Source organism: Mycobacterium scrofulaceum (assembly GCF_002086735.1).
Lineage (GTDB): Bacteria > Actinomycetota > Actinomycetes > Mycobacteriales > Mycobacteriaceae > Mycobacterium > Mycobacterium scrofulaceum.
In genome coordinates, this window is sequence record NZ_MVIJ01000027.1 from 68,875 (window position 1) to 80,538 (window position 11,664).

Consider the following 11,664-nt stretch of genomic DNA (forward strand, 5'->3'; position numbering starts at 1 on the left):
GGCGTTCGCCTTGGGCGAACGAATATTCACAACGGTTGCTGTGAGTTGTGAGATCCTCGTCATAGGACCGTCACATTGAGCGAAACCGCGGTAATTTCTGGCCGCTAACCTCAAAGCCATGGCTGCAGACGGGATTTCGCGCGCGCACTGTGCGGGCCGTCACATCGTCGTCGTGGGACACGGCATGGTGGGGCACCGGCTGGTGGAGGCGCTCCGGGCGCGTGACACCGAGGGGTTGTGGCGCATCACGGTTTTCGCGGAGGAAGCCGACGCGGCTTACGACCGCGTCGGGCTGACCTCGTACACCGAGAGCTGGGACCGCAAGCTGCTGGCGTTGCCGGGCAACGATTACGCGGGCGACGAGCTGGTGCGGTTGGTGTTGAACACCCGCGTCACCGGGATCGACCGGGAAGCGAAGTCGGTGGTGACGGCCGACGGTCAACGGCACCCCTACGACACGTTGGTGTTGGCCACCGGGTCCTACGCCTTCGTCCCGCCGGTGCCCGGCCACGACCTGGCGGCGTGCCACGTGTACCGCACGCTCGACGACCTCGACGCCATCCGGGCCGACGCCCGGCGCACGGTGGAGGCCGGACGCACGCCGGCCGGTGTGGTCATCGGCGGTGGCCTGTTGGGGCTGGAGGCCGCTAACGCGCTGCGCCAGTTCGGGTTGCGGACGCACGTCGTCGAGATGATGCCGCGGCTGATGGCCCAGCAGATCGACGAGGGCGGCGGCGCGTTGCTGGCCAAGATGGTCGGCGACCTGGGCATCGCGGTGCACGTGGGCACGGGCACCGAGTCGATCGAGGCGCTCGACCATTCGGACGGGGTGTCGTCGGTACGGGTGCGGCTGACCGACGGCGAGGTCATCGACGCCGGGCTGGTCATCTTCGCGGCCGGCATCCGCCCGCGCGACGAGCTGGCCAGGGAAGCCGGCCTGACCCTCGCCGAGCGCGGCGGTGTGCTCACCGACTTAGCCTGCCGCACAAGTGATCCGGATATCTACGCGGTGGGTGAGGTGGCCGCGATCGGTGGCCGGTGCTACGGCCTGGTGGGGCCGGGCTACACCTCCGCCGAAGTGGTGGCCGACCGCTTGCTGGACGGTGCGGCGGAGTTCGGCGAAGCCGACCTGTCGACCAAGCTGAAGCTGCTCGGCGTCGACGTCGCCAGCTTCGGCGACGCGATGGGGGTGACCGAGAACTGCCTCGAGGTCGCCATCAACGACGCCGTCAAGCGGACCTACGCCAAGCTGGTGCTCTCGGACGACGCGAAGACCCTGCTCGGCGGTGTCTTGGTGGGCGACGCCTCGTCGTACGGGGTGTTGCGGCCGATGGTCGGCAGCGAGCTGCCGGGCGATCCGCTCGCGCTGATCGCTCCGGTCTCGGGCGAGGCTCCGGCGCTGGGGGTTGGGGCGCTGCCGGATTCGGCGCAGATCTGCTCGTGCAACAACGTCACCAAGGGCGACCTGAAGTGCGCGATCGCCGACGGCTGCGCCGACGTGCCCGCGCTCAAGTCGTGCACCTCGGCCGGCACCTCGTGCGGCTCGTGCGTGCCCCTGCTCAAGCAGCTGCTGGAAGCCGAGGGCGTCGAACAGTCCAAGGCGCTGTGCGAGCATTTCAGCCAGTCGCGCGCGGAGCTGTTCGAGATCATCTCGGCGACCGAGATCCGCACATTCTCCGGCCTGCTGGAGCGCTTCGGCCGCGGAAAGGGTTGCGACATCTGCAAACCCGTGGTCGCCTCAATTTTGGCCTCCACCGGCTCGGACCACATCCTCGAGGGCGAGCAGGCCTCGCTGCAGGATTCCAACGACCACTTCCTGGCCAACATCCAGAAGAACGGCAGCTACTCGGTGGTGCCCCGGGTGCCTGGCGGTGACATCAAGCCCGAGCACCTGATCCTGATCGGCCAGATCGCCCAGGATTTCGGGCTTTACACGAAGATCACGGGCGGCCAGCGGATCGACCTGTTCGGCGCCCGGGTGGATCAGCTGCCGGAGATCTGGAAGCGGCTCGTCGACGGCGGGATGGAGTCGGGCCACGCCTACGGCAAGGCGCTGCGGACCGTGAAGAGCTGCGTGGGCACCGACTGGTGCCGCTACGGCCAGCAGGATTCGGTGCAGCTGGCCATCGACCTGGAGCTGCGGTACCGGGGCCTGCGCGCGCCGCACAAGATCAAGATGGGGGTTTCGGGCTGCGCGCGCGAGTGCGCCGAAGCGCGCGGCAAGGACGTCGGCGTCATCGCCACCGAAAAGGGCTGGAACCTCTACGTCGGCGGTAACGGCGGCATGACACCCAAGCATGCGCAGCTGCTGGCCGGCGACCTGGACACCGAGACGCTGGTCCGCTACGTCGACCGCTTCCTGATGTATTACATCCGGACCGCCGACCGGCTGCAGCGCACCGCGCCCTGGGTCGATTCGCTCGAGGGCGGCCTCGACCACGTCCGCGAGGTCGTGTGCGAGGACTCGCTGGGCCTGGCCAAAGAGTTCGAGGCCGCAATGGAGCGGCACGTGCAGAACTACCAATGCGAATGGAAGGGCGTGCTCGACGACCCGGACAAGCTGTCGCGGTTCGTCTCGTTCGTCAACGCCCCCGACGCCGTCGACTCGACGGTCGAATTCACCGAACATGCCGGGCGCAAAATCCCTGTCTCCATTGGGATGCCGAAGATCCGTACGGGAGCTGGAGAGCAATCATGACACTTCTCAACGACATTGCGGTGTGGACGACGGCCTGCGAGTACGAGCGCCTCATCCCGGGCCGGGGCGTCGGCGTGCTGCTCGACGACGGTTCCCAGGCGGCGTTGTTCCGGCTGGACGACGGCTCGGTGTACGCGGTGGGCAACGTCGACCCGTTCTCCGGGGCGGCGGTGCTCTCCCGTGGGATCGTGGGTGACCGCGGTGGCCGGGTGACGGTCCAATCGCCGATCCTCAAACAGGCCTTCTCGCTGGAAGACGGTTCCTGCCTGGATGATCCGGACTTCTCGGTGCCGGTGTACCCGGCGCGGGTCACCGCCGACGGTTTCGTCCAGGTGGGCCGGACCGCCTAGCGCGTGATGTCGCCGACGAGGTAGCGCTGCATCGTCGGCCCGATGGCGTCGACGATCGCGTCGACCGACATCGAATGCAGCGGCTCGGAGCGGATGCCATAGCGCATGATGCCCAGGCCCACCAGCTGCGAGGCGCACAGCGAGGCGCGGGTGGCGACCTTGTCGGCGCCGAGCAGCTTCAGCAGGGGGCCGAAAACCGGGCCGATGAACATGCTTTGCACGGTCTCGGCGGTCTTGGCCATCCCGGTGGACGCGATCGCGCTCGCGGCGAAGGGGCCGCCGCCGGCGGCGTCCCACGTGGTGATCAGCATGCGTAGCGTCTGCCGACCCGCCTGGTTGACCCCGCCCGTGACGATCCGGTCGATGAATTCCGGTGTGCCGAACGGCAACCGCAACATCTTGGCGACCGGGTCGAGGAGCCCATGCGACGGTTCTTCGCGACGGGGCATGATGCCAGGATCGTCGGTCCCTGAGCAAAGATCAAGCGTCGCCGCGTCGGCGCGCCCCGGCGGTTGCTGCCGTCAGGCGGCCGGATGCGGCAGCGCGATGCGGCCGCGGGCGAAGCGTTGCGCGCCCGGTCGGCGCGAGGCCCGTCGGGCGGCCGGGACCAGCACGGGCGGCACGGCGCGACGGAATCGATCGGCGATCAGGCGGGCCAGGCCCGGATGGGTGCCCAGCGGCGCGCTGACCAGGTCGGCGCCGCAGGCCTGCAGCCGCTCCTGGAACAGGCCGTCGGCCAGCAGGTAGGAGGCGACCACGACGCGGGCGCCGGTGCGGCGCGCGTGGCGCCTGGCCCCCTCCACGGCCTCGGGCAGCCGCGGGTCTGCGGTGGCGGCGAAGCCCAGACCCACCCGCGACCCGGTCACCGCCGACACCAGCGTCGCGGTGGTGTGCAGGTCGGCGCGGGCCCTGGCGTCCGAGGTCCCCGCCGCCGCCAGGACCACCGGATCGCCGGGCCGCCAACCACATTTGACCAGCTGATCACCGACGAGCCGGGCGACCTGCCCACTCGGGCCCAGGGCCGGCGCCACGATGACGTCCGGGTGCCCGCTCTGCTCCACGTGGGCCGGGAGGTCGGCGCGGACGTGATAGCCGCGCGACAGGAATGCCGGCAGCACGATCGCGGGCCGGCCGGTTCTGATCGCCCGCGACAGCACCTCGCTGGGGGTGGGACCCAACACGTCGACGAAGGCGACCTCAACCCGGTGGCCGACCAACGAACTCGCCTGCGCCGCAAGCCGTTCGATCATCGCCACGCCCTCCGGGCGGCGGGTGCCGTGGGCGACCAGAATCAGCGCCACACCGAATCCGCCCGCTGCTCGGTCGCGAGCCGGTAGCCGCGCTTGACCACGGTCGCGATCATGTTCTTGTCGCCCAGAGCCGTTCGCAGCCGCAGCACGGCCGTGTCGACGGCGTGCGGGTCGTTGCTGTTGCCGGGCAGCGCGCGTAGCAGGTCGCCGCGGGCGACGACGTCGCCGGGCCGTTTGGCGAGCGCGCGCAGTATCCCCATGCCGGACGGGGAGAGCACCTTGATCGAGCCGTCCACCAGCACACAGGTGCCGCGGATGTCCACCGTGTGGCCGGCCGCTCGCACGGTGCACGAGCCGAGCAGGGGCAGCTCCTCGGCGACATGACGGGCCAAGGCGCCCAACCGCATTCGTTCCGGCGACGACGTCGGCACGCCCTTGCGGATCAACGGCTTGGAGGTCACCGGGCCGACGCACATCGCGTGCACGTCCGTGCGCAGGGCTCCCAGCAGTTCGTCTTCGACGTCCAGCTCGCGGCTGCGCTCGAGCACCGCCGCGGCCGCGGGCGCCGACGTGAAGGTGACCGCGTCGAACTGACGCCCCGCGATCCCGGTAACGAGTTGATCGAACGTGCCGCCCAACGGCGTTGGTTTCCAGCGGTACACCCGGACGGGCACCACCTCGGCGCCCGCCAGGCGCAAACCGCCGAGGAACTCCGGGAAGGGATCCCACGCGTCGGCCGCGCCGTGCAGCTGGACTGCCACCCGCAGCCCGCTCACCCCCGACTTGAGCAGGTATTCCAGGACCTCCTGCGAGGACTCGGATTCCGGCGACCACTCCTCGTGCAGGCCGGCGGCGCGCAGCGCGCCGGTCGCCTTCGGCCCGCGGGAGACGATGCGGGCCGACGACAGCGCCGCGAGGAGCGGGTTGACCAGCCCCCACCCTTCGGCGGCGGCCAGCCATCCGCGGAAGCCGATTCCGGTGTGCGCGACCAGGATGTCGGGTGGCTCGGCGATCAATGCCTCGGTGTTACGGTGCAATTCGTCGTCGTCGGGCAGCGCGATCATGTTGATCGCGGGCGCGCTGCACACCTCCGCGCCGTGGCGGCTGAGCAGCGCGCACAGCTCCTCCGAGCGCCGGGCCGACGTCACCGCGATGCGGTAACCCGTCAGCGGCGGGGAGTCGGGCTGGCCCATATCACCTGTGTATGCCTGTCAGATTTCGGTTGCGTTACCTGGCAATTGCTTGCGCATTGCCCACCGTGAGGCCGCGCTCACACCCGGGCGGGCTCGGAGTGCGGTTGGGAATCCGACACGCTTGCCGCCGTCGAGGTGGGCCGACGCACGTACCTGGCCCAGGTCACGACGGCGGCGGAAAGGTAGAAGGCCAGGAAAGCCCAGAACGCCAACGTATCGGTGCCGGTGCTGATGTAGGACTGGCGAAGGGCGAGGTTGATGCCGACGCCACCGAGCGCCCCGAACGCGGCGACAAATCCGATCACCGCCCCCGACGTGGCCTGCGACCAGCGGCAACGGTCGGCTTCGGGCATCCCGAGCCGATGGCTGCGCGCCTCGAACACCGACGGAATCATCTTGTACACCGAGCCGTTGCCGAGCCCGGCCAGGGCGAACAGGGCCATGAAGCCGCAGATGTAGCCGACCATGGTGGCCGCCGTGGTGAGGCCGGGAGTGCGGTCGTCGTGAATGCTGATGGCGACCAGAAACGCCGTGAAAACCCCCATCGCGGCCAGGACCGCCAGGGTGACGCGGCTGCCGCCGATGCGGTCGGCCAGCCGGCCGCCGTAGATGCGGGCCACCGACCCGAGCGCGGGGCCGACGAAGGCGAACTCGGCGGCGTGCAACGAGGCCTGGGCGTGGCTCTGGCCGGTGCCGACAAAGTTGATCTGCAAGACCTGGCCGAACGCGAACGAGAACCCGATCCACGATCCGAAGGTGCCCAGATAGAGCATGGCCAGCACCCAGGTGTCCGCCTCGCGCAGGATCGAGCGCAGGTGGCTGACGTCGTAGGTGGCGTGCTCGAGGTTGTCCATGTAGTGGGTCGCTCCGACGGCGACCACCGTGAGCAGGACCAGGTAGAGTCCGCACACCCAATACGGTTGGCGGTGCCCGGCGATGGCGATGACCAGGAGCCCCACCAACTGGATCATCGGCACGCCGAGGTTGCCGGCGCCGGCGTTGAACCCCAGCGCGAAGCCCTTGCGCCGATGCGGGTAGAAGAAGTTGGTGTTGGTCATCGACGCCGCGTAATTGGCGCCGCCCATTCCGGTGAGCGCGGCGCACACCAGGTACGGCCACAGCGGCAGGCCCGGGTGCGCCAGCAGCCAGATCGTGCCGCTGGTCGGCACGATCAGCACCAGGATGGAAAAGACGGTCCAGTTCCTGCCGCCGAAGGTGGCGATGCCCAGGGAATACGGGATGCGCAAGCATGCCGCGACAAGGGTCGCCGTCGCGCCGAGCAGGAATTTGTCCGCTGCGGAAAACCCGTAGACGTCCTGGGGCATGAACAGCGCCATCACCGGGAACAGGGTCCAGACACCGAAGGCGACGTGATCGCACGCGATGATCCAGAGCAGGTTGCGGCGGGCGATCCTGTTGTTGCCCGCCTCCCAGGCCACCGTGTCTTCTGGATCCCATTCGGTGATGCGGTGATTTCGGGACATCCGCTCGGCACCTCTCCTCGACTGCGATGCTTCCGGGAAACTTCGTGGGACGGCGCTCATCGTCGAGCGGTCACCGGTGAATTCCGCTGTGGCCATGGGGATGACGCGAAAAGGCCGGCCCCGGGCGCACCGAATGAAGAGGCATGCCCCGCCGTGCATTTCGATGCTCACATCCGGGACCGCAACGGGTCAACTCAAATCCGCCCGAATCGCCTGTAAGTTCTTTACCAGTTATCTGGTAAACGCCTGTAGGCCGCGAAACGGTGAAATGGTCGCGCGTTCCCGGTGATTCGGTTCGGGCGCGCCAGACCGTGTGAGCTGGAACACGTTTCGAACGGGGGCTAGGGGAACGGCCACCCGGCGCCGCCGGAGTGGGTGCCCGCGCCCACCAGGGCCCGCGGCCGTGACCAGTGCAGGCGCACCGACTGCCCGGGGCGCACCTGGGCGATCTTGTCGATGTCCTCGTCGATCACCACACCCACCACCGGATAACCGCCCGTCACCGGGTGGTCGGGTCCCAGGATCACCGGTAAACCGTTGGGCGGCACCTGGATTGCGCCGCGCGTCATGCCCTCACTGGGCAGTTGACGGTCGGGGTAGCGGTGCTGCAGTGGGCGGCCCACCAACCGCATCCCCACCCGGTCGCTTCGGTCGGATGCCACGAAGTCCGTGTGCACCAGGAGGTCGGGGTCGACGAACCAGTCGTCGCGGGGCCCGGGAACCACCGCGAGCTCGACCGTGTGGCCGGTGATCGCGGCCACCGGCGCCTGGTCCAGTTCGGGGTAGTCGGGGGTGTGTTCGCCCACGGGCAGCCGATCGCCGCCCCGCAGCGGTGACGGGCCGATGGCCGACATCACGTCGTAGCTGCGCGAGCCCAACACCGGCTCCACGCCGATGCCGCCGCGGACCGCCAGGTAGCTTCGCAGCCCGGCCCGGGGCGCGCCCAAGGCGATCACCTGGCCGGCCCGAACATGCTGAATGCTGTTGGTGCCGAACTTGATTCCATCGACGGTCGGGTCGGCGTCCGCTCCCGTCACCGCGATGTCGACATCGCCGCCCGAGACGCGCGCCGCGAACCCACCGAACGTGACTTCGACGGTGGCGCGGTCGTCGGGGTTGGCCACCAGCCGGTTCGCCAGCTGATGCGCGCGGCGGTCGGCCGCCCCGGACCGGCTCACGCCCAGGTGCGCCAGTCCCGGCCGGCCCAGGTCTTCGATGACGGCGAGCGGCCCGGTGCGAAGAATCTCCAGCGTTGCCACGGCGCTCCTTACCCTCGGACGGCCCGGAATTGGACCCACATGCCCTGCGTCAGCAGGGCCGGATCGGGCCGTTCGAGGTCCCACAGGACCGCGTCGGTGTGGCCGATCAGTTGCCAGCCGCCCGGCGACCGGCGAGGGTACATCGCGCTGAATTCGCCGGCCAGGCCGACCGCGCCGGCGGGCACCGCGGTCCGGGGCTCCGCGCGGCGCGGCACCCGTAGCCGTGCGTCGCCGTCGACCAGATACGCGAAGCCAGGGGCGAAGCCGCTGAACCCGACCCGCCAGAGCGAACCGGTGTGGGCGTCGATCACCTGGGCAGCGGTCAGCCCGGTGAGGCCGGCCACCTCGGCGAGGTCCGGGCCGTCGTAGACCACGTCGATGACGACGTCGGCGCGCCGATCCGGGGCGACGTGCTCGGCGGTGACCCGCATCCTGCGCAGGCGCTGACGGATCACCCCCTGCAGGCGGGGCCCCTCGAGCTTCACCAGCACCGTGCGCGCGGCCGGGACGACGTCGACGACCCCCGGCAACGCCGCGGCGCGCAGCTGCGCCGCCCACGCCAGCACCTCGGCGGTGCTGCCGCACTGCAGCATCAGGGCGCTGTCACCGAAGTCCAGCACAGTGTTGCCGACCAGCTGTGTGGGCAGGTCCCTGGACACGTTGTCGGTCACGTCGGTCACGCTCATTACTCGACGGTAACCGCCCCATCGCGGCCCCGGCGAGGGGCGAGCGAGGGATTTTCGAACACTGCCAGAGCTGCCTTAGCAAACGCTCAAACGCCGCGGGGGCGGCCGCGCTCTAGCCGAGGATCTTGCCGATCAGCGGCGGCAGTTGGTCGGCGACCAACGGGTAGCTCAGCGGCGAGGAAAAGGCGATCGCGCCGGCCTGCTCCTTGGTGGTGAAGATGTGCCGGTTCTGCGCGGTGGCCTGGGACGCGGCCACGTCGGGGTCGGCGAGCAGGGCCTTCTGGTCGTCGGGGTTCTCGGTGGTCCAGATGATCACGTCGGCGGAATCGAGCACCGCTTTGATGTGGTCGCGGGGAATGACGGCGCGGTGGTCGTTGCCGAACGGCTTGATGCTGTCGGCGATCACCAACCCCATCTGGTTCAGGAAGTCCGTGCGCCAGCCCGCCATGGTCGCCACCACGGTGCCCTGCCACAGCGTGCCATGCATCAGCAACGCCTTCTTACCCGTCCAGGCCGGGTGTTCCTTGCCGACGGCGGCGAACTTCTGGTCGACCGCGTCGACCAGCGACTTCATCTGCCCGGCCTGGAACACCGCCTGACCGACGGCGATCGCCTGCTCCTTCCAGGGCTCGAAGAAGGCGTCGCCGTCCGACTGGGGCACGGTCGGCGCAATCGCGGACAGCTTCTGATAGGTATCGGCGTCCACCCCGGCGTTGACGGCCACGATCAGGTCCGGCTTGAGGCCCGCGATCTGGTCCACCGGAATCCCGTTGTCGAGACTGAGCACCACCGGCTGCGCCCCGCCGAGCTTGGGTTGGGCCCAGGGCCACACCGCGAAGGGCTGATCGCCGAACCAGTTGGTCACCGCGATCGGCACCACGCCGACCGCGAGCAGGTCGTCCTGCTCGGTGTAACCGGCGCTGACGACGCGCTTGGGCGGTTCCTTGATCACGGTCTGGCCGAAGAGGTGGTTGATCGTCACCGATTTGCCGTTGGAGGCATCCGAGGACGGTTTGCGTGACGAGCACGCCGCCGGGGCCCCGGCGACCGCTGCGACCGCCCCGGCCCCTGCGAGCTGCAAGAATCCCCGTCGATTCCAACCCTGTCGCATCGCGTGAGATTATCGCGTCCCGCGGCCGCGCCGCCCGCCGCCGCGCTGTTGCCCCGCTTCGCCCAGCGGCATGCCCGCGTCCAGGAAGTCCAGCGCCCGGTAGATGGTGTCGGCCGTTTTCGGCGCGCTGTCGAAGGCCGCCATCATGGCGCCGACCATCGCGCCGACGAACACCCGAATCTCGAAATCTGTTGCGCCACAGCCTATTCGGCGAGCGATCGCCTCGGCCATGACGTTCACGGTGCGGTAGTACTCGTCGAAGAGGGCCGCCTTGAGCTCGGGTATCGAGAAGATGAGCCGCTGGCGGGTGTTCTCGAACTCCAGCTGCTCGGGCGACAACCCGGCCATCGTGGTGGCGTAGGCGCGGCGGACGGCCTGGCTCGGCGACAGCTCGGGCGGTTGGTCGTCGAACGCGGCCAGGATCAGCGGATCGAGGTCGTCGGCGAGCAGCAGCGACTCCTTGGAGCCGAAGTAGCGGAAGAACGTGCTGGGGGAGACGTCGGCGGCCGCGGCGATCTGCTCGACGGTGGTGGCCGCGTAGCCGTTCTCGTCGAACAGGCGGAACGCCTCGCGGCGCAGGGCCTGGCGGGTCTTGATCTTCTTGCGTTCCCGCAGCCCGAGGGGCTGGTCAGTCGCCTGCATGGCGCAATTCTCCCGCATCCGGGGGGCAAAAAGTTCTGACAACGGGCGCACGGCCGCTGCGAGATCCACGTATCTCCGGCGTAACTGTGGCCATGCGGGCCGGTAACAGTGCGTCCATAGCGTCGGGGCGTGACTACGACGACCTCTGTGCAATCCCCCGTCCTGGCGCCCGCCCCCCCGAACCCGCCGCGTCGGGGCAAGCACTGGATCGACGACTGGCGACCCGAAGACCCCGCGTTCTGGGAGGCGACGGGCAAGCCGGTCGCGCGCCGCAACCTGATCTTCTCGGTCTTCGCCGAGCACGTCGGGTTCAGCGTGTGGATGTTGTGGAGCATCGTGGTGGTCCAGATGACCGCGGGTCCGCACGGGCACCCGTCCGCGTCCGGTTGGGCGCTGACCGCCAGCCAGGCGCTGTGCCTGGTCGCCGTCCCCAGCGGGGTCGGCGCCTTCCTGCGCCTGCCGTACACCTTCGCGGTCCCGCTCTTCGGCGGCCGCAACTGGACGACCATCTCGGCGGCGCTGTTGCTGATCCCGTGCCTGCTGCTGGCCTGGGCGGTCGCCCACCCCGGCCTGCCGTTCGCGGCGCTGGTGGCGATCGCCGCGACCGCCGGCTTCGGCGGCGGCAACTTCGCGTCGTCGATGGCCAACATCTCGTTCTTCTACCCGGAGCGGGACAAGGGGTGGGCGCTGGGCCTCAACGCGGCCGGCGGCAACATCGGCGTCGCGGTGGTGCAGAAGATCATCCCGCCCATCGTCGTCGCCGGTGGCGGGGTGACGCTGTCGCGCGCCGGCCTGTTCTACGTGCCGCTGGCCGTGGTGGCCGCGGTGTGCGCGTTCGCCTTCATGAACAACCTGTCCGAGGCGAAAGCCGACGTGAAGCCGGTGTGGCTGTCGCTGCGGCATCCCGACACCTGGGTGTAGGGGTCGGACCGGGGCGCGGTGTCGGCATTTCTACCGATCCGTTTCCCCGGCCCGCCCTCCGAACCCGCCG

10 protein-coding genes and 1 pseudogene are annotated in these 11,664 nt (G+C 69.5%); 3 read left to right on the forward strand and 8 right to left on the reverse strand.

Going from position 1 to position 11,664, the window contains the following annotated elements; genetic code table 11:
- Positions 1-118 precede the first annotated feature (118 nt).
- The gene (gene nirB / locus BST44_RS17795) at positions 119-2,698 is read left to right on the forward strand and encodes a nitrite reductase large subunit NirB (RefSeq protein ID WP_083178426.1); all 2,580 of its coding nucleotides are present in this window, start codon (positions 119-121) and stop codon (positions 2,696-2,698) included.
- Positions 2,695-3,048 carry a nitrite reductase small subunit NirD gene (nirD, locus tag BST44_RS17800; protein ID WP_083178427.1) on the forward strand — a complete coding sequence of 118 codons (354 nt, stop codon included), beginning with the start codon at positions 2,695-2,697 and terminating at the stop codon, positions 3,046-3,048. The genes nirB and nirD overlap by 4 nt, the downstream gene beginning before the upstream one ends.
- Here nirD and BST44_RS17805 read toward each other — a convergent pair.
- The 8 genes from BST44_RS17805 to BST44_RS17840 all read right to left on the reverse strand — a co-directional run bounded on the left by BST44_RS17805 (position 3,045) and on the right by BST44_RS17840 (position 10,673).
- Entirely contained in the window at positions 3,045-3,497 is a 453-nt protein-coding gene (locus tag BST44_RS17805) for a TetR/AcrR family transcriptional regulator (protein WP_065443851.1), read from the reverse strand. The two genes, nirD and BST44_RS17805, sit on opposite strands and share 4 nt — an antisense overlap.
- A 72-nt stretch (positions 3,498-3,569) precedes the next feature.
- The gene (locus BST44_RS17810; RefSeq protein WP_083178428.1) at positions 3,570-4,349 is read right to left on the reverse strand and encodes a sirohydrochlorin chelatase; all 780 of its coding nucleotides are present in this window, start codon (positions 4,347-4,349) and stop codon (positions 3,570-3,572) included.
- Positions 4,340-5,491, reverse strand: a complete 1,152-nt coding sequence (locus tag BST44_RS17815; protein WP_083178429.1) for a uroporphyrinogen-III synthase — start codon at positions 5,489-5,491, stop codon at positions 4,340-4,342. The genes BST44_RS17810 and BST44_RS17815 overlap by 10 nt, the downstream gene beginning before the upstream one ends.
- 77 nt (positions 5,492-5,568) lie before the next feature.
- Complete coding sequence (locus tag BST44_RS17820; RefSeq protein WP_083178430.1) at positions 5,569-6,975, reverse strand: nitrate/nitrite transporter; 1,407 nt, start codon at positions 6,973-6,975, stop codon at positions 5,569-5,571.
- A gap of 341 nt (positions 6,976-7,316) precedes the next feature.
- Positions 7,317-8,234, reverse strand: a complete 918-nt coding sequence (locus BST44_RS17825) for a 5-oxoprolinase/urea amidolyase family protein (protein WP_083178431.1) — start codon at positions 8,232-8,234, stop codon at positions 7,317-7,319.
- A gap of 8 nt (positions 8,235-8,242) precedes the next feature.
- The gene (locus BST44_RS17830) at positions 8,243-8,920 is read right to left on the reverse strand and encodes a 5-oxoprolinase subunit B family protein (protein WP_083178432.1); all 678 of its coding nucleotides are present in this window, start codon (positions 8,918-8,920) and stop codon (positions 8,243-8,245) included.
- 112 nt (positions 8,921-9,032) lie between these two features.
- Positions 9,033-10,031 (reverse strand): ABC transporter substrate-binding protein, encoded by a 999-nt coding sequence (locus BST44_RS17835; protein WP_083178433.1) that lies wholly within the window; start codon positions 10,029-10,031, stop codon positions 9,033-9,035.
- Between the two features lie 9 nt (positions 10,032-10,040).
- Positions 10,041-10,673: an acyl-CoA-like ligand-binding transcription factor gene (locus BST44_RS17840; protein WP_083178434.1), complete on the reverse strand. Its 633-nt coding sequence runs from the start codon at positions 10,671-10,673 to the stop codon at positions 10,041-10,043.
- 147 nt (positions 10,674-10,820) lie between these two features.
- On the opposite strand from BST44_RS17840, the pseudogene BST44_RS17845 reads away from it, so the two are divergent.
- Positions 10,821-11,591, forward strand: a pseudogene (locus tag BST44_RS17845) (MFS transporter); the annotation flags it as partial.
- Positions 11,592-11,664: the final 73 nt, after the last annotated feature.

Coding starts and splice junctions, on each gene's coding strand:
- nirB (WP_083178426.1), top strand. CDS start 119: ATGGCTGCAGACGGGATTTCGCGCGCGCACTGTGCGGGCCGTCACATC.
- nirD (WP_083178427.1), top strand. CDS start 2,695: ATGACACTTCTCAACGACATTGCGGTGTGGACGACGGCCTGCGAGTAC.
- BST44_RS17805 (WP_065443851.1), bottom strand. CDS start 3,497: ATGCCCCGTCGCGAAGAACCGTCGCATGGGCTCCTCGACCCGGTCGCC.
- BST44_RS17815 (WP_083178429.1), bottom strand. CDS start 5,491: ATGGGCCAGCCCGACTCCCCGCCGCTGACGGGTTACCGCATCGCGGTG.
- BST44_RS17820 (WP_083178430.1), bottom strand. CDS start 6,975: ATGTCCCGAAATCACCGCATCACCGAATGGGATCCAGAAGACACGGTG.
- BST44_RS17830 (WP_083178432.1), bottom strand. CDS start 8,920: ATGAGCGTGACCGACGTGACCGACAACGTGTCCAGGGACCTGCCCACA.
- BST44_RS17835 (WP_083178433.1), bottom strand. CDS start 10,031: ATGCGACAGGGTTGGAATCGACGGGGATTCTTGCAGCTCGCAGGGGCC.
- BST44_RS17840 (WP_083178434.1), bottom strand. CDS start 10,673: ATGCAGGCGACTGACCAGCCCCTCGGGCTGCGGGAACGCAAGAAGATC.